At 68.2% G+C, this 23,057-nt stretch carries 17 protein-coding genes; 3 read left to right on the top strand and 14 right to left on the bottom strand.

What is annotated here, in order from left to right; all coding sequences use genetic code 11:
* Window positions 1-3: 3 nt before the first annotated feature.
* From AC1ROD_RS18775 to moaA, 6 genes are read right to left on the bottom strand one after another with little or no spacing between them, the layout of a single operon-like run.
* Window positions 4-1,203: a molybdopterin molybdotransferase MoeA gene (locus AC1ROD_RS18775; RefSeq protein WP_492949780.1), complete on the bottom strand. Its 1,200-nt coding sequence runs from the start codon at window positions 1,201-1,203 to the stop codon at window positions 4-6.
* Entirely contained in the window at window positions 1,200-1,688 is a 489-nt protein-coding gene (gene moaC, locus AC1ROD_RS18770) for a cyclic pyranopterin monophosphate synthase MoaC (protein ID WP_492949779.1), read from the bottom strand. Before moaC ends, AC1ROD_RS18775 begins: the two co-directional genes overlap by 4 nt.
* Window positions 1,688-2,248: a molybdenum cofactor biosynthesis protein B gene (gene moaB / locus AC1ROD_RS18765; RefSeq protein ID WP_492949778.1), complete on the bottom strand. Its 561-nt coding sequence runs from the start codon at window positions 2,246-2,248 to the stop codon at window positions 1,688-1,690. Before moaB ends, moaC begins: the two co-directional genes overlap by 1 nt.
* Complete coding sequence (locus AC1ROD_RS18760) at window positions 2,245-2,688, bottom strand: molybdenum cofactor biosynthesis protein MoaE (protein ID WP_492949777.1); 444 nt, start codon at window positions 2,686-2,688, stop codon at window positions 2,245-2,247. Before AC1ROD_RS18760 ends, moaB begins: the two co-directional genes overlap by 4 nt.
* A gap of 1 nt (window position 2,689) precedes the next feature.
* Entirely contained in the window at window positions 2,690-2,944 is a 255-nt protein-coding gene (locus tag AC1ROD_RS18755) for a MoaD/ThiS family protein (protein ID WP_492949776.1), read from the bottom strand.
* A gap of 2 nt (window positions 2,945-2,946) precedes the next feature.
* Window positions 2,947-3,990 carry a GTP 3',8-cyclase MoaA gene (moaA, locus tag AC1ROD_RS18750; RefSeq protein WP_492949775.1) on the bottom strand — a complete coding sequence of 348 codons (1,044 nt, stop codon included), beginning with the start codon at window positions 3,988-3,990 and terminating at the stop codon, window positions 2,947-2,949.
* Window positions 3,991-4,254: 264 nt separating this feature from the next.
* On the opposite strand from moaA, the gene AC1ROD_RS18745 reads away from it, so the two are divergent.
* Window positions 4,255-5,484 carry a TetR/AcrR family transcriptional regulator gene (locus AC1ROD_RS18745; protein ID WP_492949774.1) on the top strand — a complete coding sequence of 410 codons (1,230 nt, stop codon included), beginning with the start codon at window positions 4,255-4,257 and terminating at the stop codon, window positions 5,482-5,484.
* Between the two features lie 129 nt (window positions 5,485-5,613).
* Window positions 5,614-6,705, top strand: a complete 1,092-nt coding sequence (locus AC1ROD_RS18740) for an ABC transporter ATP-binding protein (protein WP_492949773.1) — start codon at window positions 5,614-5,616, stop codon at window positions 6,703-6,705.
* Window positions 6,706-6,878: 173 nt separating this feature from the next.
* Here the strand turns inward: AC1ROD_RS18740 and AC1ROD_RS18735 are convergent, their stop codons facing one another.
* The 7 genes from AC1ROD_RS18735 to AC1ROD_RS18705 form a co-directional block, all read right to left on the bottom strand.
* The gene (locus AC1ROD_RS18735) at window positions 6,879-10,190 is read right to left on the bottom strand and encodes a discoidin domain-containing protein (RefSeq protein ID WP_492949772.1); all 3,312 of its coding nucleotides are present in this window, start codon (window positions 10,188-10,190) and stop codon (window positions 6,879-6,881) included.
* A gap of 11 nt (window positions 10,191-10,201) precedes the next feature.
* Window positions 10,202-11,017 carry a carbohydrate ABC transporter permease gene (locus AC1ROD_RS18730; RefSeq protein ID WP_492949771.1) on the bottom strand — a complete coding sequence of 272 codons (816 nt, stop codon included), beginning with the start codon at window positions 11,015-11,017 and terminating at the stop codon, window positions 10,202-10,204.
* On the bottom strand, window positions 11,014-11,913 hold the full coding sequence (locus AC1ROD_RS18725; RefSeq protein WP_492949770.1) for a carbohydrate ABC transporter permease: 900 nt from the start codon (window positions 11,911-11,913) through the stop codon (window positions 11,014-11,016). The genes AC1ROD_RS18730 and AC1ROD_RS18725 overlap by 4 nt, the downstream gene beginning before the upstream one ends.
* Window positions 11,910-13,184 carry an extracellular solute-binding protein gene (locus tag AC1ROD_RS18720; RefSeq protein ID WP_492949769.1) on the bottom strand — a complete coding sequence of 425 codons (1,275 nt, stop codon included), beginning with the start codon at window positions 13,182-13,184 and terminating at the stop codon, window positions 11,910-11,912. The genes AC1ROD_RS18725 and AC1ROD_RS18720 overlap by 4 nt, the downstream gene beginning before the upstream one ends.
* A complete protein-coding gene (locus AC1ROD_RS18715) occupies window positions 13,181-14,614 on the bottom strand; it encodes a glucoamylase family protein (protein WP_492949768.1) in 1,434 nt (477 codons plus the stop codon). The genes AC1ROD_RS18720 and AC1ROD_RS18715 overlap by 4 nt, the downstream gene beginning before the upstream one ends.
* Before the next feature lie 93 nt (window positions 14,615-14,707).
* On the bottom strand, window positions 14,708-17,731 hold the full coding sequence (locus AC1ROD_RS18710) for a TonB-dependent receptor (protein WP_492949767.1): 3,024 nt from the start codon (window positions 17,729-17,731) through the stop codon (window positions 14,708-14,710).
* A gap of 1 nt (window position 17,732) precedes the next feature.
* Window positions 17,733-18,806, bottom strand: a complete 1,074-nt coding sequence (locus AC1ROD_RS18705; RefSeq protein ID WP_492949766.1) for a LacI family DNA-binding transcriptional regulator — start codon at window positions 18,804-18,806, stop codon at window positions 17,733-17,735.
* A gap of 255 nt (window positions 18,807-19,061) precedes the next feature.
* Between AC1ROD_RS18705 and AC1ROD_RS18700 the strand changes: the two genes are divergently transcribed.
* Window positions 19,062-20,414, top strand: a complete 1,353-nt coding sequence (locus AC1ROD_RS18700; RefSeq protein WP_492949765.1) for a GH1 family beta-glucosidase — start codon at window positions 19,062-19,064, stop codon at window positions 20,412-20,414.
* A gap of 154 nt (window positions 20,415-20,568) precedes the next feature.
* On the opposite strand, the gene AC1ROD_RS18695 is transcribed toward AC1ROD_RS18700, so the two are convergent.
* Window positions 20,569-22,629, bottom strand: a complete 2,061-nt coding sequence (locus tag AC1ROD_RS18695) for a TonB-dependent receptor (RefSeq protein WP_492949764.1) — start codon at window positions 22,627-22,629, stop codon at window positions 20,569-20,571.
* Window positions 22,630-23,057: the final 428 nt, after the last annotated feature.

The raw sequence follows: 23,057 nt of genomic DNA, 5'->3' as shown, positions 1-23,057 counted from the left end.
ACTCTAACCTACCGGACGCAGGATTTCGACGACCGCGCCCAGCGGCGCCGCGGGGGCGAACGGGGGGCGGCGAACCAGAACATCGGCCTGGGCCATGACCGAGACCAGCGAGGAATCCTGATTGGGGAAGGGCGTCACGCGCCGCGCCCCGTCCCGCCCCGTCTCGATCCGGGCGCGCATATAGTGGTCGCGCGGCCCGTTGGACGGCAGGGGCTCGGCGAGGATCGCGGTTTCGAACCCCGTCTCATCCGCTCCCCCCTGCAGCGCCGCCAGCACCGGCCCGAGAAACAGTTCGGCGCAGACCAGGGCCGAGGCCGGATTGCCCGGCAGGCCCAGCACCGGCCGCCCGTCGGGCAACAGGGCGAACCAGACCGGCTTGCCCGGCCGCATGGCGCAACCCTCGACGTGAAGCTCGGCCCCCATCGAGCGCAGCGCCGGCTTGACCCGGTCATGGTCGCCGACCGAGGCGCCGCCGATGGTGACCAGAAGGTCGAAGGTCACACTGCGGATCAGGGACAGGATGTCCGCCTCCTCGTCCCGCGCGGGCCGCAGGGCCTTGGGCACGCCGCCCTGTCGCGCCACGAAGGCGGCGAGCGCGGGCGCCCCTGCATTATAGATCTGGTGCGCCCCCGCCGCCCGGCCGGGCTCCACCAGCTCGTCGCCGTTGGGCAGGATGGCGACCCGAGGCCGCCCGCCGCACACCACCCTGGCCCACCCGGCCGACGCCGCCAGCGCCAGCCGCCACGGATTGAGCTTCAGCCCGGCCTCCAGCAGGACCTGCCCCTCGCGGAAGTCGCCGCCGCACGGCCGCACATAGCTCGCGGGACCGCGCCCGGCCTCCAGCACCACCTCGTCGCCGTCGCGCCGGGCCTGTTCCTGAACCACGACATAGTCCGCGCCTGCCGGCAGGGCCGCCCCGGTGAAGATCCGCGCCGCCTCGCCCGGTTCGATGGCCAGCTCGGCCTCGCCTCCCGCCGCGCTCTCGCCGACGATGCGCAGCCGGGCGCCCCGCGCGACATCGGTCGCCCGCACCGCCCAGCCGTCCATGGCCGAGGCGTCGAACGGCGGCTGGTGTCGCAACGCCCGGACGGGTTCGGCCAGCCGACGCCCGTCCGCCTCGCCGAGCGGCACGGAGGTGGACCCCAGCGGCGCGACCGCCGCCAGCATCGCGGCCCTCGCCTCTTCCACGGTCGGCAGCGTCATGCGCGGGTCCAGTCGCCGGACGCGCCGCCGGATTTGGCGACCAGCGCCACCTGTTCGATCACCATGCCCCGGTCCGCCGCCTTGAGCATGTCATAGAGGGTCAGCAGAGCGACGCTCGCCGCCGTCAGGGCCTCCATCTCCACCCCGGTCTGCCCCCGGGTCCGCACGGTGGCTGTGACCTCCAGACCCGCCTCGTCCGCGGTCGGCTCCACCGAAACCTTGACCGAGGTCAGCATCAGCGGATGGCACATCGGGATCAGGTCACTGGTCCGCTTGGCCGCCATGACCCCGGCGATCTCCGCCACGGCTCGCACATCGCCCTTCCTGCCCTCTCCGGACAGAGCCAGGGCGAGGGTCTCCGGCGCCATGACGATGCGGCCGTGCGCCGTCGCCTCGCGCGTCGTCTCGGCCTTGCCGGAGACGTCGACCATCCGGGCCCGCCCGTCGGCGTCGATATGGGTCAGGCGGGAGGGGTCGTCCGGCATCATCGCTCCAGCAGCCGGGGCATCAGCTCGACCATGTTGCAGGGCCAGTGGCGGCTGTCGAGTTGCCAGCGGATGACCTTGTCCCAGCCGTCGCGCACCGCCCCGTTCGAGCCCGGCAGGCAGAAGACGAAGACCCCGTCGATGATCCCCGCCGTCGCCCGCGACTGCAGGGTGGACAGACCGACCGTCTGGTAGCTGACCTGATGGAAGATCACCGAAAAGCCGTCGATCCGCTTGTCGAACAGGGGCTCCAGCGCCTCGGGCGTCACGTCGCGGCCGGTCAGGCCGGTGCCGCCGGTGGTAATGACGACGTCCGCCGCCCCGGCCGAGATCCACGCCTTCACCTGCGTCCGGATGGCGCCGATGTCGTCCGGGACAAGGCCCCGCGCCGCGCAGACATGGCCCGCCGCGACGATCCGGTCGGCGAGAATGCCGCCGGAGGTGTCGCTGTCTTCGTCGCGGGTGTCCGACACCGTCAGGACCGCGATCCGCACCCGTGTCAGCGGGCCGTCGATCAGCTTGCCGGCGGGCGCGGGAAGATCGGGAAGGGGGTCGGTCATTGGGTCTCCCAGCGGGCGAGGTCGGCGTGGTCCTGATCGCGCGGCTCGATCCAGCGGGCGCCGCTCGGGCCCTCTTCCTTCTTCCAGAAGGGCGCGCGGGTCTTGAATTGGTCCATCAGAAAGTCGCAGGCCTCGAAGGCCGCCCGCCTGTGGGCGGCGGCGACGGCGACGAAGACGATCGGCTCCCCCACCGCGATCGGGCCCCAGCGATGCACGGCCAGCACATCCTGGACCTCGAACCGCTCACGCGCCTCGGCCTCGATCCCTTCCATGACCGGCTCGGTGAAGCCGGGATAGGCGTCCAGCACCAGCCGCTCGACCCCGACGTCCGCGCGGGTCAGGCCGGTGAAGCTGGCCACGGCCCCGGTGGCCTGACGCCCGTGCGAAAACGCGTCCAGCAGCTCTCCGGGCGACAGGGGCGCGGTCTGGATGCGGATCATCTCACCCCCCGCTGACCGGCGGCCCGAAGGCGATCTCGTCCGTGGCCTCCAGCGGCAGTTCGTCGCCGCGCTCGCTCCGGTGCAGCATCAGGGCGTTCTTGATGACAAGCGTCGTCGTGTGATCCAGCCGCTCGGCCAGACCCGGATGGTCCGCGACCAGCCTCGCCTTCAGCGCGCCCAGGGTCGGGACGTCGATGACGCTCTCGCTCCAGCCGGCCAGATCGCGGAAGACCCCGAACAGTTTCACCGTCGCCATCGTCAGCCCCCCGTCATCGACATGGGCCGCGCCACGGCGGGCGCCGCCCCGGGCCGGTCGATCTGGAAATCATGCCCCTTCGGCTTGCCGAGAATGGCCACGCGGATCGCCTCATGCAGGGGCGCATCTTCGTCCGGGCTCGCCCGCAACACCGGCCGCAAGGCCACGCCGTCCTCGCGCCCCAGACAGAGGACCAGATCGCCGGTGCAGGTCACCCGCACCCGGTTGCAGGCCTCACAGAACTGATGGCTCATCGGGGTGATGAAACCGAGCGTCCCGCCCGTCTCCTCGACCCGGACATAGCGGGCAGGGCCCGCCGTGCGCCGGACCGTGGGCGTAAGGGTCCAGCGCGCCTCGAAGTCCGCGCGCACCGCCGACAGAGGCAGATACTGATCCGTCCGGTCGGCCTCGATCTCGCCCAGGGGCATGGTCTCGATCAGGGTCAGCCCCATGCCGCGTCCGTGCGCCCACCGCACCATCCCGGCCAGTTCGCCGGCATTGTCGCCTTTCAGGGCCACGGTGTTGATCTTGACCTCCAGACCCGCAGCCTGGGCCGCGTCCAGCCCGGCCATGACCGGCCCCAGATCCCCGCCCCGGGTGATCCGGCGATAGAGGGCCGGGTCCAGCGTATCGAGAGACACATTGATCCGCCGCACGCCACAGGCCGCCAGAGCCTCGGCATGGGCCTCCAGCCGCGTTCCATTGGTGGTCAGGGTCAGCTCCTCCAGCCGCCCGCTCGCCAGGTGCCGCGACAGGGACCGGACCAGATCCATGAAGCCCTTGCGCACCAGAGGCTCGCCGCCCGTCAGCCGCAGCCGCCGCGTCCCCAGATCGACGAAGCCGGTGCAGAGCCGGTCCAGTTCCTCAAGGCTCAACAAATCCCGGCGCGGCAGGAAGGTCTGGCGCTCGGCCATGCAATAGACGCAGCGCAGATCGCAACGATCGGTCACCGAGACCCGCAGATAGTCGATCCGCCGCCCAAACGGGTCGATCAAGGCCTGTCTGGCCGGCGCGCCGGAGGGGATGGACTGGAACAGGACCGTCACCTCACTCGCCCTCCCCCGCCTCATGATCCGCTCCTTTCGCCCTTGCATGCCTGACATCGCACTTCCGCCCCCCGCATGAAACCTCGGGCGTTACGGATATCGACCGGCGCCATGGATCGGGTACGCCGAAAAGCGATCCGGGGTTTCATCGGTGTACGAGCCTTTTCAGAACGGTTGTTCCCTCCCGCGTGCTGGCGCCCGGAAGACGGGTCCGGCCATTGTCCCGGGGTTGCCCACCGGCCCGGGACCCGGCAGAGAGAAAACATGCCGAAACTGACTTCCGTCGACCCCGCCTCATTGGACAGGCGATCCACGCGGGCCGACGACCTGATCCAGGCGTTTCTGGAGCAGATGGCCGTGTCGGGGGTGGCGGGAGCCACGGCGCGGGCCGTCGCCGCGCGTGCCGGGACCTCCGCGTCGGCGATCAATTATCACTTTCAGTCCCTCGAACGCTTGTACGGCGTCGCTCAGCAACGCGCCGTCGCCGAGACCCGGGTCTGGCTGCGTGAGCGCCTGGCCGAGGCGGCCGCGGGCGCGCCCTGGACGCCGGCGGGATTTCCGGCCTTCGCGACAGCCGTCATCGATGACTGGTGCGCTCGAAAACGCGTCCTGGCCCAGGCCGAGGCCTGCGACACCGTCGCTGCGACCTGGTGGGTCTCGGCGACGGCCGACCAATGGATGGGTTTGTGGGAGACCTTCTGGGCCGCCGCCCTGGCGCGCTTTTCCCTGTCCGCCGATCTGGCGCCGGTCGCCGCGGCCGTCCTGCAGTCCGAGCGCTTTGGACATCTGGTTCGTTGGCGACCGCTGCATGACCGGGCCGGCCTCGAGGAGGTCTGCACCCGGCTGACCGCCCGCCTCTCCGGCGATCCCGAACTGCTGGCCCGGCCGGCGCCCTGGCGCGAAGCCGCCGAGGCCCTGTCGCAACGCACAACCATCTTTCCGCCGCTGACGGGCGCGGCGGCGCGCATCGCCGGGGCCGTGGTGTCGGCGGTCGATGAGGCCGGAGAAGGCGCCCTGACTCACCGTGCGGCCGCGCTTGAGGCCGGCCTCAGCCTGGGGGCGGTGACCCACCACTTCCCTACCCGCGCCGCGCTTATGACGGCAGGCTACGCCTCGGTCTATGAGGGCATCGTCAGCAGCGCCGAGCGCTGGGGCGCCATGACGGCCCAGCACGACGACCTCGGGCGGCACATACTGGCCTTTCTGGAGATGGGTCGCGCGGCGCCGCGGGTGCGCGCCTTCGAGACTTTCTTCTTCGCCGCCACCCGGGATCCGGCCCTGGCCGACTTCGCCGCCCGGGTGCGCTACAGCCGGGGCTCCACGACACTCAGCTACCTTGGGCCGGTCGCGCCGCAACTGACCCGTATGGACGCCCTTCTGCTGTCGCACTGGATCACCGGTGCGGCGCGCCGGGTCCTTTGCGATGCGGAGGGCGCGCCCGAGGTGCACCAAGCCATTCCGACCTTCGCGGCCATCCTGTTTCCGCGCGCCTGAGCGCGTGGGCGCCGCGCGCTCGGACCGGCTCCCGAACTGCTGGTGTGGTTCTACGGAGGCATTCGGTCTTCTCCCCCTCCGCGTAACCGCTTACAAAGCCTGTAAAACAAGAACGACAGGCAGGAACACATGGCCGACGTCCGGCTCAGCGGCATCCGCAAGAATTTCGGCGCGACCGAGGTCCTGCGCGGCATCGATCTCGACATCCAGGACGGGGAGTTCGTCGTCTTCGTCGGCCCGTCGGGCTGCGGCAAGTCGACCCTGTTGCGCACCATCGCGGGCCTCGAGGACGCCTCCGCCGGCGACATCGCCATCGGCGACAAGCGGGTAAACGACCTCTCGCCGTCCGACCGCGGCATCGCCATGGTCTTCCAGTCCTACGCCCTCTATCCGCATATGTCGGTCTACGAGAACATGGCCTTCGGCCTGAAACTGGCCAAGACCGACAAGGCCGAGATCGACGCCAAGGTCCGCGCGGCCGCCGAGACCCTGAACATCACCGACTACCTCGACCGCAAGCCCAAGGCCCTGTCCGGCGGCCAGCGCCAGCGCGTCGCCATCGGCCGCGCCATCGTGCGCGAGCCCGAGGTCTTCCTGTTCGACGAGCCCCTGTCCAACCTCGACGCAGCCTTGCGCGTGCGCATGCGCTATGAGTTCGCCGGCCTGCACGAGCGGCTCAAGACGACGATGATCTACGTCACCCACGACCAGATCGAGGCCATGACCCTGGCCGACCGGATCGTGGTCCTGAACGGCGGCGTCATCGAACAGGTCGGCTCGCCGATGGAGCTCTATGAGCATCCGACCAACCTTTTCGTCGCCGGCTTCATCGGCAGTCCGAAGATGAACCTGATCCCGGCCGAGATCGCCATCGTCGGCAAGGGCGGCGCCTCGGTCACCCTGCCCGGCGGCGAGACTGTCCGTGTCGACGTCGACGCCTCACGCGCCCGGGCGGGCGACACGGTCACCCTCGGCGTTCGCCCCGAACATCTGACCCTGTCCGGCAAGGCCAACGTCCTTTCCACGAAGGCCGCCTTCGTCGAGACCCTGGGCCACGCCACCTATGCCTATGTGAACCTGGCCGGCGCCTCGGAAACGTTGACCGTCCAGCTCCCCGGCGACATCCGCCCGGCCATGGGCGACGCGATCAAACTGCATGTCGCCGCCGATCAGGCCCACCTGTTCGATGGGGACGGCAAGGCGTTTCAGCGGCTCGGCTAATCTCCTCACCATCGCTTTGCGATGGGGAGGTGGCTCGTAGCGAAGCGAAGAGACGGAGGGGGTTCTTTCAGGCCTCTCGACCCCCGCGACTGAGTCAGATGGAGAACCCCCTCCACCACCCGCCAAGCGGCGGGCGGTCCCCCTCCCCACGCTACGCGTGGTGAGGAGAGACGCTACCGAAACTCCACCCGTCTCGCCCCGGCCGGGATCACCACCTCGCGGCCCTTCCACTCGCCGCGTCGACCGTCGATGCGTGGACGCGGCGGCAGGTCCACCCCGTCCGGCCACTGCACCACGAAGCCGCCCGGCGGCGTCACGCCCGGCGCGATCGTCAGCACCCTGACGGTCCCTTCCTTTTTGAAGTCGTAGGTCAGCGATCCATAGGCCGTGCGCACCTCACGCACCCCCACCCCCGTCGGCGCATCCACCCAGTCCAGCGGCAGGCCCGCCGCCAGCACCAGGGCGTGGTCGGCGTCCCGCTCATAGACGAACAGATCGAGCGCCGAGCGGATGTAGTCCGAGCTGATCCAGGCGTGCGGCATGTCGCCGATGAAGCGCGGCTCGCGCAGATCGCGCCCCACCACCTCGGCCCAGCCGTTCCAGGCCTGGGGCCTGCGGTCGGCGAAGAAGAAGTCCAGCGCCCGCATGGCCCGGTCCCTCTGACCCAGCCGCACGAAGACCCCGACGTTCCTCAGCTCATAGGGGGTGTAGTCCTTCCAGGCGTTGCGGTTCTCCTGCCGCGCCGTGAAATTCTCCCAGTATTTCTCGAACGTCCGCTTCATCAGCCCCTGCGGCAGGTCCGCCTGCGCGCCCGCCGGCGACAGGGCGATACTGGTCGAGGTGGCGTCGAAGTCGCCCCGGTCGGCCGCCCCGGCGATGAAGTCGATGTGGTGGCGGATGGCCGTGCCGGTGATGGCGTTGCGGATATCGGTCTGGAACTCGTCGCGCGCCGCCGCGAAGCGCTGGGCGGCCGCCGTGTCACCGAGCGTCTCGGCGATGAAGACCGCGTCCTTGTAGCCCAGCAGACCCCAGAAATCGTCCCAGAAGCTGAAGGCCGCCTTGTCCGAATAGCCCTCATGGCTGATCGTCGGCGGCAGCAGGCCGTACAGATGCCGCGTCTCCCGCGTCCGGTTGGCCGGAACCCGGGTCGAGGCGCGCAGCCCGTCCATATAGGCGATCGCCGCCTGCACCTGCGGCCAGACCGAACGCAGCAGGGCCTCGTCATGGGTGTAGCGATAGGTCTCGGCGGCCAGGAAGATGAACTCCCCATGGCTGTCGTTCTCCGGCACCGGATCGGCGCCGCGCTGATCGACGCAGCACGGCACCTTGCCGTCACTGAACACATAGGGCGCATAGAAGCGCAGATAGTCGGCCGACAGATCGGCATGGCCCAGCCGGTCCAGCCCCTCGGCCATCATGGCCCCGTCGCGGATCCAGCTGCGGTTATACGACCGCGTCCCCGGCTGCAGCCTCGGCCCCTGCCGCGACATCAGCATATGGGCCAGCGAGGTCTTCATCGTCTCCGCGATCCGCTGCCCCTCGGGCGGGGTGATCAGATCGAACCGGTTCAGCTTCTCGCGCCAGCTGGCCGCCACTGACGCCTGGAAATAGTCGACTGAGGCGGTCGGATCGGGGTTCGAAATCGGCACGGACGGAACGCCGCCCATCGGGTCGAGGTTGGTGTAGAAAGACAGGGTCCGCGTCTCGCCCGGCTTCAGGCGAACGTCATAGATCGCGGCCACCGCCGCCAGGCCCGACGGATCCGTCACCGTCCGGGTCGAGGTCGGGGCCCGGGTCAGCAGGCTCTGGGGATCGGACCCGGCCTCGAACGGCGCCATCGCCACCCGATCCGGCTGAGCCGCGAAAACGACCTCGCTACTGCCTTCGGGCACGCCGGGGGTCTGGTCCAGAAGCGCCGAGACGCCGGAATACAAAATCTCGTGGACCGGGCTGGCCCCGCCCGGCGTGGTCAGGAACTGGCTCGGGCCATTGACCTGCGTCGGCCGCGCCATCAGGGCGAACTGCAGCACCTGTTCCCGGCCCGAGGTGTTGGTCAGGTCGTATCGCCCGATCAGCGCGCTGTGGCCCGGGTCGCCTTGGGCGATCGCCGTCACCTTCAGCGTCCAGCCCTCATGGGTCCAGGTCACCGTCGGGATCGGCAGATAGCCGTCCACAAGCCCCTGTTCGATCCGCACGTCGGCCCAGGTGACCAGACGGCCGTTGTCCAGCACAAAGGGCTCGACCGACGGCCCGCCGCGCCTCAGCTCGATGGCGCCGTCTTCCGAGATCAGCCCGCTCTCGCCGCCCCCGTCGACGCCGACCAGCGTCCAGTAGGGCTGTTCCCCGACGAAGCCGCGCGGATAGAGGCCGCGCCGGCTCTGCCGCGCCACCGCACTCAGGAACGCCGTCTCGTCCTTGCCGAACGCCAGCGGGTCAACGGTCACTTCCGACAAGGCATACGACGTCTGCGCCGCATCACGCCCCTGCCCGGCCCCCATCTGGGCACCGGTCCGCGCCTGAATGGCGGGCGGCGCCAGAAGGTCGAACCGCAGGAAACGCGCCGAGGCCTCGGGCGTGCGCAACCAATCCGTCCCGCCGTCGCCCTGATCGACCTGGGCCAGGGCCGTCCAGACCTCGCCATCCGAAGACGCCATGACCCGGTATTTCGCCGCCGACGACCGCTCGGCCCACTTCAGCGTCAGCCCGCCGAACTCGCGCTCATAGCCGAGGTCCAGCGTCAGGCTCTGCTCGCCCTCGGCGGTCGAACGCCACACGGTCTGTGGGTCACCATCCACACTGCCGGACGCAATTGAGTTTCCATCTTCACTCGTCGCCGTCGCCAGAGGCCGCGGCGGGACCGCCGGCTCGGGCGGCAGCTCACGCAGTGTCAGATCGTCGACCTCGATGAAGCCCTTGCCCCCCTCGCCCGCCGTGACCACGAACTCGATCCGCTCGGCGCCCCTGAAGGCATGGTCCGGGTTCGGCCCCCAGGCCCACGACACCTGCCGCTTCTTGATCACGAACTCGGTCCAGCCGTCGGGGAAGGTGTAGCGCGTCGTCTGGCGCCAGTGGACGTTCTCGGCGCTCGCGTCGGTGAACTTGACCTCGAAGGTGTTCGACGGCCCGGCGCCCCGCACCCGGAAACGGATCTCATAGTTGGCGGGCGCGGTGAAACTTAAGGGGCGCGCCGCGAAGGCGTAACCCGACTTGCCGTTGAAGTCGTAGTCCAGCCGCATGGCCTTGCCGCCGCCATGGCCCTCGACGGACGAGATCGCCGACGACACATCCGTCGAGGCGTCGGCCTTCCACGGCGTCAGATCCTCGAAATCGTCCAGCACCACGGGCGCGGGCGTGGTCGGCGGCGCCTCGACCGCGGCCGGAATGTCCTGCACCGACACGATCGGCGTCTGGGTTTCAGGGCTTTGCGCGAGCGACGGCCCGGCCAGCAGCGCCAGAACTCCAAGGACCATCGCCGTCTTACGCATACCCACTCCGCTCAACCCTTCACGCTCCCCGCCAGCATGCCGCGGATGTAGTAGCGTTGCAGCGCCAGGAAGAGCACCAGCACCGGCGCCACCGTGATCACCGCCCCGGCCATCATCATCTCGGCGTCCTGCACATGCTCGCGCGACAGGGCCGCCAGCGCCACCGGCAGGGTGTAGTTCGACTGGTCCGTCAGGATGATCAGCGGCCACAGGAAGTCGTTCCAGCTGCCGAGGAAGACGAACAGCGCCAGGGTCACCAGAATGGGCGTCAGGGTCGGCAGCACCACCGAGCGGAAGATCCGCCCCTCCGACGCCCCGTCGATCCTCGCCGCCTCCAGCATCTCCTCCGGGATCGACAGCGCATACTGACGCACCAGGAAGATGCCGAAGATCGAGGCCAGCCACGGCACCAGCGCCCCGGCATAGGTGTTCACCAGCCCCACCGACTTCAGCATCAGGAACAGCGGCAGGGTGCCGATCTGCGCCGGGATGACCAGCGCCCCGATCAGCATCTGGAAGATCCGGTCCCGCCCCCGGAACCTCAGCTTGGCGAAGGCGTAGCCCGCCGGCACCGTGAACCCCAGAGCCAGCAGGGTCGCCAGCGTCGCCAGCGCCAGGCTGTTTCCCATGTATCGGCCCATGCCCTGATCGACGAACAGCTCGCGGTAATGCGACAGGGTCCAGACCCTGGGCAGCAGCGGCGGCGGGAAGGTCGCCGCCTCCCCGGTCGACATGAAGCTGACCGAGACCATCCAGGCGAGCGGGAACAGGACCACCAGCCCGATCAGGGCGACGGCGACATTGAGAAGAAGAACCCGCAGCTTCACGTGTGGTCTCCCCCCAGCTTCCGCGACGCCCACAGCTGCACCATCGTCACCGCGAAGATGCACAGGAACAGGATGAAGGCCACGGCCGAGGCGGACCCCAGGTTCCACCATTTGAAGCCCTCTTCGTACATGAAGTAGAGCACCGTCACGGTCGACTGGGCCGGTCCGCCCTGCGTCATCACATAGGGCTCGGCGAACAGTTGGAAGAAGCCCGCCACCGAGATGATCGAGACCAGCAGAAGCGTCGGCGCGATGGCCGGCAGGGTCACGTGCCGGAACTGTTTCCACGGCCCCGCCCCATCGATCCGCGCCGCCTCATAGAGGTCGTCGGGCACGGTCTGCAGCACGGCCAGGAAGATCAGCATATTGTAGCCGAAGATCTTCCACACCACGAACATCAGGATGGCCGGCACCGAGGTCGCCGGGCTCCCCAGCCAGTCCACGGCCGGCAGGCCGACCGAGGTCAGGATCCAGTTGATCACCCCGTACTTGGTATGGAGCATGTAGTTCCACAGCACCGCCGTCGCGACGAGCGTGGTCACATAGGGGGCGAAGAACACCACGCGCCAGATCGGCCGCCACCTCACCGTCCGCGCGTTCAGGATCACCGCCGCGAACAGCGACGCCGCGATGGCCAGGGGCACGCCCAGCACGCTGAACCACAGGGTGTTCTTCATCGCCCCCCAGAACAGCGGATTGGTCAGCAGCCGCTCATAGTTCTGCAGCCCCACGAAGCGCAGGTTCTTCAGATCGGCCAGGGCGTAGATATCGAAGTCGGTCAGGCTCAGCAGCAGGGCCGCGATCACCGGAATGGCGAAGAAGACGGCGATGGCGATCAGCGCCGGCGCCACAAAGCCCCAGGCCGCGCGCTCGCGGGCGGTGATGGTCGTGCTCATACCGCCCTCCCCTGTTCGATCATCCAGCGGCGCTTTTCCAGCAGCCGGTCGGCGCGGCGGTTGATCTCGGCGCCTGCCGCGGCGGGCGTATATTCGCCGCGCACCATCCGTTCGGCGACGATCTGCATCTCGGCCGAGATCCGCTCCCACTCGGGCACCTTGGGAAGGGGCTTGGCGCGACTCAGCTGGCCCTTGAAGGCGGCGATATAGGGGTCGTTGGCCACCTGGGGCGCATTCCAGCCCGACTGCCGCGCCGGCAGATCGCCGGTGATGACGTTGAACCGCGCCTGCACCGCGGGCTCCGACAGATAGCGGATCAGCTTCCACGCCGCCGCCTGCTTGTCCGAGCTCTTGAACACCGCCAGCGACGATCCGCCCGGCGCCGAGGCGCCCGGCCCGCGCGGCCCCGGCACCCCCGCCGTGGTCCAGTGCGGCTGGATCGCCGGCTGAAGCTTGGCCTTCATGTCCCCGATGGTCCACGGGCCGCTGAAATAATAGCTGAAATACCCCCGTCCGAACTCGGTCCAGACATTCGAGATCTGCGTCGAGGACGCCAGCGGCGCCAACCCCTCGTCGAACAGGCTCTTGTAGAAGGCCAGGGCCTCCACGAACGACGGACTGGCGAAATTCCCGCGCGTCTCATTGTCCCGCAGCAGCGGATCGTCGCCCTGCAGGCCCAGGGTCTGCAACTGCTCGAACTCGTTCACGGGCAACAGGATGGCGTAGTTGCCCTCCCCCGCCGCGCGCTTGACGGCGTGCATGGACTTTTTCCATTCGGCCCAGTCCTCGGGCACGGCCTCATACCCGGCCTTGGCCAGAATATCGGAGCGATAGAAGAGCAGCCGCGTATCGACATACCAGGGCGTGGCCATCGCCTTGCCGTCGATCATCATCGTGCCCAGCACGGCGCCGAACTGGTCGGTCTGCAGGTCCGCCGCCTCGGCCGGAACCGGTGACAGGGCGCCGATGGCCGTCAGCTCGCCGATCCAGGTATTTCCCACCTGACTGATGTCCGGCAGCGACGCCCCGGCATAGGCGGTGAGCAGCTTCTGGTGCGCCGAGGTCCAGGGCTGGGCCTGCACCACCACCTTGATGTCCGGGTTGCGCCGCTCGAACTCGGGCAGGATCTGGCCGACATTGGTCGCCTCATTGCCCATGGCCCAGAACTGCAGGACCGTCCGCCCGTCATTCCGCCCGCACCCGCTCAGCGCCGCAGCCCCGCCCGCGAGCAGGCCGAGCGCCATCCGCCGGTCGGGCGCGAATTCTCTCATGACGCCAGCCAGCCGCCGGTGAACCCGGCCTTCTCCAGCCCGCGCCTCAGATTGGGCTCGCCGTGCATGTGCCGCCAGATCAGCTCCGAGCGATGGTTCTCGATCATCATCACGATCGGCCCCTGATCGATGCCCAGATAGTCGCCGTCGACCCAGCACAGACCCGTCTCGATCCGCCCATGCTGCAACGGATGCTCCAGCACATTCAGGGTCGGGTTGAAGCTGTCGAGGAAGCCGTACTGGGTATAGATCGCCGAGCCGTACTTGGCCTTCATCGCCTTGATGCAGGGCACGACGATCTCGGGCGCGAAGGCGATGGAGGCCGCCGCCGCCGTCGGGGCGATGGTGCCGTCGTCCCGGTCGCCCGGCCCGCGCGCGGAATAGCTGAAGAACTCGCGCTCGACGCCGTCGATCGTCTGTTTGAAATCGCCCGGCCCGTCGCAGGCCGTCAGGCCCCAGATCTCGGACGAATAGCCCCAGTTCCCGACGTTGTCGGTCGCATACTGCTTCTGGGCGTAGACGGCCCGGCGGCTGTTCTCGAAATAGTCCAGGGTGTCGCCGCGCATGGCCGACTGGCCGCGCATCCAGGCGTCGCGGATGCCGCGGAAGTCCACGAACATATGGCTGTACTGGTGCCCGAACAGCGGGGCGAATTCCAGGTAACGGTCGGTCTCGCGCTCGACGAAGCTGCGGTCGTAGCTGGTCACCCACTCCGACCAGACCCCGGCGTCCACCGGGTGGGTCGGGCTGCCCATGGCCATGAGCAGGATCAGCATCCCCTCGTTGTAGACATACCAGTCCGACGGGATGAAGCCGGTGTCCGGATGCCAGCCCATGGTGATCCGGTTGGGCCGCACCACGGCCCAGGGCCATTCGATGCGCTCATAGATGGCCTGGACCCGGTCGCGGATCTCGCGCTCCTCCGCCGTGTCGCGGTCGAAGTAGCGGGCGGCGAACAGCATGCCGGCGACCAGCAGGGCCGTGTCGACCGTCGACAGCTCGGTGCGTCCGAAGCGCAGCCCGCTCTCCATGTCGAGGAAGTGGTAGAAGAAGCCCTTGTAGCCCGCCGTGCCCTGCTCGCCCGGCCCCTGCGGCAGCTCCCAGAAATAGCGGACCGTGATCAGGGTCCGCTCGCGCGCCTCGGCCCGGCTCATCCAGCCGCGCTCGACGCCCGTCGGCCAGCAGCTCAGGGCGAAGCCCACCGCGGCGATGGAGCAGAAGGATTTGGTCGGCCAGCGGTCGGGGGTCAGCCCTGTGCGCCGGTCGGTGACGTCGACGAACCACTGGAAGGTCCGTCGTTGCAGTTCGTCGATCTCGGGATCCAGCCGCTTGACGGCCGGCAGTCGCACACGCTGGGCCGCGAACGCGGGAAGCGCCGCGACCGAAGCGGTGGCGGCGACGGAGCCCATCAGAAACAGACGACGATCCATGGGGGACTCCTACGCGAAATCAGGCACGAACGGGGGACGGAAAAGAAAAAACCGCCCCCTGCGAACAGGGGGCGGCGCAGTCTCAGGGGAGTATCAGAAGCTGTAGCGCGCCCCGATCTGGAACGACCGCGTCGGGAACAGGACCGAGCTCGGGTTGCCGAAGTTGGCGTTCGGGCTGGTCGCCGAGCCGGTGCCGCCGTCGAAGCCGCTGTAGTTCTTGAAGTTGAACACATTGATGGCGTCGACGTAGACCTGAACCTGTCCGCCGCCCCAGACCGGCAGGTTCTTGGCCAGGCGCAGGTCCAGATTGCGGTAGGCGAAGGCGTTCGGAATGAAGAACTGCTCCTTCTCCGGATAGGCGCCGTACGGGCGGTAGACGAAGGCCGGACCCGTGCCGTCGAACACGTCGAACGGCGTGCCCGAACCGAGGGTCAGGATGCCCGACAGCTGGAAGTCGAAGGGCAGGTCGACGATGCCGTTGGCCACGATGCGATGACGCTCATCATTGGCCGACGACCGTTCCGGCGAGGTCTCGACGCTGAAGCAGTCGAAGCAGAAGTTGTCGTTGCCGCCGTTCTGCTTGGAGCTGGACAGGGTGTAGGCGATGTTCAGGCCCCAACCCGAGTCCCGCGTATAGTTCTTGTCCAGCTTGACGTAGAGCGCCTTGAAGGTGCGCTCCTTGTTGTGGTCCGACACCAGATAGGTGCGGTACGGGTTCGCCGCGCCCGGCGAGCAGAAGCCGCCGTTGTCGCCGAAGCCATTGCCCTGGGCGCCCGTGGTCGCCTCGCGGCAGCGGTTCAGATACTGCCAGGTGAACTCGTTCTCGGTCTTGCCATAGGCCAGGGTGAACTCGGCCTGCCAGTCGCCGAAGCGCTGGCGAACGCCCAGATTGAACTGGTCGGTGCGCGGCGGCTCGAAGTCGTTCCTGAGCAGGAAGGCCTCGCCCTTGGCCGGAATACCGGCCAGGAGCGCGTCCAGGCCCGCGCCCGTCGCATAGGACGGATTCCACAGGAACGGGTTGGCCGCGCTGCCGTTCTGAACGGCCCCGGCCGGCACCGAGGCCGCGAAGAAGGCGTTCTTGGTGTTGTCGAACGGCTTGGCGATCTCGTCGAACGAGAAGTTGAAGTTGACGCGGTCATAGTAGCGGCCCGCGCCGCCGAAGATCACCGTCGAGCGGTCGCCGAAGATGTCGTACGAGAAGCCGATCCGCGGCTGGAAGGCGTCCTTGAACGGCGAGCGGTTGTTGCCGGTCGAGATGTAGTCATTGATGTTGAACCAGCTCGGCGCATAGCCGGCGGGCTTGCCGCCGTCGGTGGAGGCGATCCACTGGTTCAGACCCGCCACGACCGAGGCCGGCGTGACGTAGTTGTTGTTGTTGGCGTTGTCCTCATAGTCCCAGCGGATGCCGAGGTTCAGCTCCAGCTTGTCGGTCAGACGCCAATCGTCCTGCAGATACAGGCCGTACACCTTGTTGGTCAGGTCCACGGTCGGGAAGGCGTTGCCCAGTTGGACCCGGTACGGAATCGCGGCGTTGCCGCTGGCCGTGCCGTTCAGGTCGAAGAAGAACTCCGGATTGCGGCCGAACTCCTTGTCGACGGTGTAGTTCTGGTTCGAGAATTTGGCGCCCAGCTTGATGGTATGGAAGCCGTGGAACTCGACCTCGTTGAAGGTCAGATCGTCGCGAACCGTGATCGCTTCGTCGGTGATATTCTGGCGCGTATTGGCGCCGCCCAGGTTGATGATCGCCACGCCGCCGAACGGATCATAGCCGCTTTCGAAGATGCGGTAGCTGGCCCCGGGCGTGTCGAAATTGGCCGCCGTGGGGTTGTAGTTGTAGTCCCGGTAGTCGACCGCGAACTCGTTCAGGAAGCCCTGCCCCTGCCATTGGTAGCGGAAGTTGGCGCTCTTGGTCGTCTGTTGCAGGCCGGTGGCGCGATCGAAGGAATTGGCCCCGCCGACGCCCGTGGTGTCGCCCTCGTCGCGATAGGTGACGCTGAAGTCAAACTGATGGCCCTCGACCGGCTGGAAGCTCAACTTGCCGAAGACGAGGTCTTCCTCGAACGGCGTAGCGAAGGTGCCGAGATACTGGGCGAACTGCGTCTGGTAGGCCGGCGTCTGACGCCCCAGGTTCACGACCGCAGCGCGGTTCTCTTCCTTGTGCTCATAGCTGGTGAAGAAATGCAGTCGGTCGCGGATAATCGGACCGCCGAGGGCGAGACCGTATTGCTCGACACGCAGATCGGGCTTGGGATCGCCCCGGCCGCGCGAGAACTGGTCCTGGGCGATCATATCCTGGTCGCGGTAGGTGCCGAAGATCTCGCCGTGGAAGTCGTTGGTGCCCGACTTGGTCACGGCGGTGATGATGGCCGCAGAGGCCTGTTCGTACTCGGCCTTGAAGTTCTGGCTGACGACGCGGAACTCCGAGATCGCCGCCTGCGGGAACGGATTGCCGCGGCTGTCGTCCTGGCCGACGATGCCGCCCGAGATGACGTTGGACTTCAGGCTGGCGCCGTCGATGAAGGCGTTGACCGCCTCCGCGCGCTGGCCGCCGGCCGTAATCGTGACCTCGGACTCGTTGGTGGACACCCGCACCCCGGGGGCCAGGGCGGCGAAGTTCAGGAAGTTGCGGTTGATCTGCGGCAGGACCTGGATCTGCTGCGTCGTGACGTTGGTGGCGCTTTCGGGCGTCCGCACCTCGACCAGACGGCGGCCGGTGACGACCACATCGCCGACCGAGACGGCGTCCGACGACGCCGCGGCGGTTTCCGTCGCGACGGTCAGGTCCAGGCTGCCGACCTGGCCAACGCCGATGCTGACGGTGTCCGAACCGGTCTCGCCCTGGGCGGTGGTGGCGGTCACCTCATAGGTGCCGGGCCGCAGACCCGACAGGGTATAGCCGCCGTTGGCGTTGGCCGTGGTGCGGCTGGTGAAGCCGGTGGAGACCTCCCGGGCGACGATGGTCGCGCCCGGCTCGGCGGCGGCGCCGTCGGTGACCGAACCCCGGACGGTCGAGGTGGCGTTCTGGGCCGAGGCCATGCCGGCGGAACCGAGCAGGGCTGCGAAGGCCATCGCCGAGGCGCCCATGACGAGCGCGCGGTTGCGAGAGCGAGTGTTCATCCTAGACATCCTGGATCTCCCCCATGAGAATTTCGCCCGGCGCGGTGGGTTTTGCCTCCGCCGGGGATGATTGGGCCGACGCATCGGCCGTGCTTGATCCGCGCACGACCAGGGTCGGGCGGAGGATTTCGTTGTTGGCTTCTTCGCTCTCGGGCGACTGGATCAGGCCGACCAGCCGCTCAACGGCGCGCTTGCCCAGACCCGCGATGTCGATGCGCAGGGTGGTCAGGGCGGGTCGCACCAGTTCGGCGATCGGCACGTCGTCGAACCCGACCACGGCGACCTCCTCGGGACAGCGGACGCCCGCTTCCTGCAGGGCCAGCAGCGCGCCCACGGCCATCATGTCGTTGGCGGCGAAGATGGCGTCGGGCCGATCGCCCGCGGCCAGCATACGCGTCACGGCGCGGTGGCCGGAGCCCTGGGTGAAATCGCCGTCCAGCACCTGGGCCACGACGCCCGATCCGGCGAGGGCCTCGGCATAGCCCGCCAGCCGCGCCTCGGCCTCCAGGTTGCCCGAAGGGCCCGAGATATGGGCGATGCGGCGCCGGCCCAGGCCCAGCAGATGCTCGACCGCCGTCATGGCGCCGGCGCGGTTGTCGATGACGATCGAGGGCCGGGCCGCGTCCATCGCCCCGCCGTTCATCAGCAGCACCGGCATCCGCCCGGCGAGGCTGGCTGTCAGGCTGGCGGCGTTCAGATAGGGCGACAGGACGATCAGCCCGTCGACGCGGCCGCGCATCGAGCGCACGGCGGCCGAGACCTCGTCGGCGTCGTCGTGCGAGCTGGAGACGATCAGGTGCAGGCCGTGCGCCCGCGCCGCCACATCCATGCCGCGGATCAGCTCCGAGAAGAACTCCCCGAACAGGTCGGGCAGGATCACCCCGACCGTGTCGGTGCGGCTGGTCGACAGGCTGCGCGCGCCGGAATGGGGCACGTATTTCAGGACGTCGATGGCCTGGAGGACGCGCTGGCGGGTCGGTTCATTGACCACGCCCACGCCGTTCAGCACGCGCGACACCGAGGCCACGGACACGTCCGCGTGGCGCGCCACGTCGCGGATCGTCGCCGGCTTCACGCCGCGAGTCCGAAGGCTGAAGGCATGACGCCCGGTTGTCCCAACTGCGTTTCCCTGTCGCGACGATCGCACCGGCCCACTTATCGAAGGTCCGTCGATAAAAACGATGTAAGCGGTTACATGGCACACTAGCTATCGGCCCCGCAAGTGCCGTAGTTTGGTCACAACCCCAACCGTCGCAGTAATGCGGCGCCACAGGGTTCGGTTCCGTACCGTGCGTCACTGTGTCCCCCAGCTTTGCAGGCCCCTCCCCCGATGACCTCCAAATACCTGTTTCCAGACAATTTTCTGTGGGGCGCGGCGACCGCCGCCTATCAGATCGAAGGCTCTTCCATGGCCGACGGCGCCGGGGAATCCATCTGGGACCGCTTTGTCCACACGCCCGGAATGATGGCCAATGGCGACACCGGCGACACAGCCTGCGACCACTACAACCGCTGGCGGTCGGACATCGATCTGATGACCCGGCTGAACCTTCAGGCCTACCGATTCTCCGTCGCCTGGAGCCGGGTCATGCCCGAGGGGCGCGGACGGATTAACCCCGCCGGCCTCGACTTCTACGACCGCCTGATCGACGGCCTGCTGGAGAAGGGGATCGAACCCCTGTGCACCCTCTATCACTGGGATCTGCCCGCCGCGCTCGACGATCGCGGCGGCTGGCTGAACCCCGACATCGCCGACTGGTTCGCCGACTACGGCCAGGTCCTGTTCGAGAAGTTCGACGGCCGGGTGAAGACCTGGGGCACGATCAACGAGCCCTGGGTCATCGTCGACGGCGGCTATCTGCACGGCGTCCTCGCCCCCGGCCACCGCTCGGCCTATGAGGCCGTGATCGCCGGCCACAACGTCCTGCGCGCCCACGGCGCCGCCGTTCGCCGCTACCGCCAGGTCGGCCAGCACGACATCGGCATCATCCTCAATATCGAGCCCAAATATCCGGCCTCCGACCGCCCCGAGGACGAGGCCGCCCGCCGCCGCGCCGAGGCCCAGATGAACCGCTGGTTCCTCGATCCCCTGATGGGCCGCGGTTATCCGGAAGAGCTGAAGGAGGTCTACGGCGATGCCATGCGCGACTTCCCCGCCGAAGACTTCGACCTGATCGCCGAACCGACCGACTGGATGGGCCTCAACTGGTACACCCGCGCCGTCCCCGAAAACGCCCCGGACGCCTGGCCCGTTCGCGCCCGCCCGGTGAAACAGGTCCAGCACGCCCACACCGAGACCGGCTGGGAGGTCTATCCGCCGTCCTTCACCGACACCCTGGTGTGGCTGCATGAACAGACCGGCGGCAAGCTGCCCCTGATGGTCACCGAGAACGGCTCGGCCTGGTACGACCCGCCCCACGCCATCGACGGCCGCATCCACGACCCGATGCGCGTCGACTACCTCCAGAACCACCTCAAGGCCCTGCACGACGCCATTTCAAAGGGCGTCGACGTGCGCGGCTATATGGCCTGGTCCCTGCTCGACAATCTCGAATGGTCGCTGGGCTACGCCAAGCGCTTCGGCATCACCCACGTCAACTACGCGACCCAGGAACGCACCATCAAGGACAGCGGCCTGCTGTACGCCGAGGTGATCCGCACCAACGGGGGAGTGCTGGGGTAAGACCCAACCGATGGGCGCCGCTTCAGCCTGACGCTACCGAAGGCTTTCGCAGCCGTGTGGCGCCAGCCCTTTGGCGCAGGGCGTCACCAGATTCGCCAACGGCATTCCCCGACACGCCTCTGGAAAGGCGCGCCGGGGGGTCGGGGGGATGGTGTCAGAAGCGGTAGGCGACGCCGATGCGGAAGTTTCGGCCCGGCATCGGGGCGATGTCCTTAAGGAAGGAGGCGTGCTCGCGCGCCTCTTCGTCGGTCAGGTTCTTCGCCTCGGCGAAGATGGTGACGTTGCGGTCGGTTAGCGGACGCCAGGCGGCGGCCAGGTTGAGCAGGGTGTACTCATCCGTCGGCAGCTCCAGATCGGCGACCCGGTCCTGTTCGGCGACGTGGCGCACCTCGACCGAGGCGTCGAACGGGGTCGAGGTCCAGGCCAGACGACCGGTCACCGACCACGGCGGGATGCGGGCCGCCGGCCCCAGGTCCGTCTCGGCGTGGACGTAGTCGGCCGAACCTTCCAGAGCCAGCTTGCGCGAGCCGGTCTCCCACAGGGCGTAGGAGCCCTCGGCCTCGAAGCCATAGAAGGTCGCGTCGGTCTGGACGAACCGGAAGACCGGGAAGTCCTCGCCGTCGGCGGTATAGGTCGCGCCCGTCGGCCGCTCGTCGATGAAGCCGTCGTATTTCGAACCATAGACGTGCAGGTCGCCCGAGATTTTGCCGGCGTCGTAGTGGACGGTGCCTTCGAGGGTGTTGACCTTCTCGGTGTCCAGGGTCCGGTCGCCAGTCTCATAGGCGGCGGTGGCGACGTGCAGGCCGTCGGCAAACAGCTCGACCTCGGACGGCGCCCGCTCGTTGTGGGCCAGGCTCAGGCCGAGGAACAGGCCCTTGGTCGGACGCAGGAAGCCGGCGATCGAGGCCGAGACGTTGTTGAAGTCGCGCTCCAGCTCGGTCGTGTCGCCCAGCGGAACGGCCGAGACCGTGTGGCGGTCGTAGCGCAGCCCGCCCTCGAAACCGAACTGGCCGAGGTCCAGACGCTGGACGGTGTAGATCCCGCCCTCCTGGATGTCCGTGGTCGGGACGAAGGCTTCCTCGCCGATGGCCTCGAAGGTGCGCGACAGGCCCTGGGCGCCGATCGCGCCGTTCCAGGTGCCGCCGCCCAGCGAGCGGGGGCGCTGGACCAGATCCACGCGGCCTTCCTGACCGTCGGAGTTGAAGATGGTGCCGGGGGTGTCGGCGTCCTCAAACTCGGTGTGGGTGTATTCAGCGTGGCCGTAGTTGGCGCGGATCGTCTTGAACGGGCCGGCGTCGAAATTATACTCGCCGCGGACGTCCTCGCGGGTCTGGTGCAGCTGGATGAAGACGGTCGGCTCGGCGACGGTGCCGTATTCGCTGTCGGTGTCCTTGTAGGAGACGCCGAAATAGCCCTTGTCGGCGATGTACGCCCCGCCGACGCCCCAGGCCTTCAGATCGGTATAGGAGTTGGGCTGGGTGCCACCCGGACCGCGCGGCTCGCCGTCCTCGGCCGCCAGACGGGCCGAACGGGCGGGCGAGGGGATGTCATAGTCGTCGGTCGTGCGGCGCACCCCGTCGATGTTGAAGGCGAAATGGCCGGTCCCGGCGGTCAGGCGGGTGAAGATCGACTTGCCGTCGTCGACGGTCGAGGCCTGGGTCGAGATCACGCCCGACAGGCCGCCTTCCGGGACCTCGGTCGGGATGCGGCTGTCGATGATGTTGACCACCCCGCCGATGGCCGAGCCGCCGTACATCAGGGTCGAGGGGCCGCGCACCACCTCGATACGGCTGGCTTCGGCCGGGTCGGTGGCGACGGCGTGGTCGGGCGAGACCGAGGAGGCGTCGATCATCCCGATGCCGTTGGTCAGGACCTGAACGCGCGGGCCCGACAGACCCCGGATCACCGGACGGCTGGCGCCGGGGGCGAAGCCGGTCGAGCGCAGGCCCGGCTGGCCGGCCAGCATGTCGCCCAGCGACTGGGCCGGGGCCGTGGCCAGGGCCTGTTCGTCCAGCACCTCGGTGGCGATGGTCGAGGCGCGCTGGCTGACGCCGTAGGGCGAGGCGGTGACGACCACGTCGTCGACCGTGTCGGCCTGGTCCGGACCCGCGGACTGGGCGTAAGCGGCGCCCGCCCAACCCGTCGAGGCGAGGGCGACGGTCGAAACTGCTGACAGCAGGAACAGACGGGTGGAGGCGGAGATCGGAGTACGCATGAAGACCTCAAGTCGGGGGGAGAGCGCGACTGTTATGAGATAACATCACACACCGTCAAGAGCGCCTCGCCGGGGCGGGTGGAAATGTGGCCTCCGCGTCAGTGCCAACACAGGCGATCACGCACCCGTACGCCGCCGGGACAACCGACATGCAGATTCACAAGTCGTTGATTTTCCTTCTGTAAATCTCCCGGGGATTGAGACGCCAAGCCAGACTGCCGCTGAAGCCGTGCGGCCCCTCCAGATCGGACCCCACGTTCGTCGCGGGCCTGTAACGATCGCCCCAATGCCGTCGGACCTCAGAGGTCTGCCGGCACCGGAGTTCATCCACGCAGCGCTCCAGGACATCGGCGTCGGGTTGGCCAGAACGCAAAACGCCCCCGGGCTTTTGGCCAGGGGGCGTTTTGTTGATGTTTGGGTGCGGGAGC

The organism is Brevundimonas sp. GW821-FHT12E07 (genome assembly GCF_058807035.1).
The sequence above is the reverse complement of the archived record's forward strand: the minus strand, read 5'-3'. Positions and strand labels throughout refer to the sequence as shown.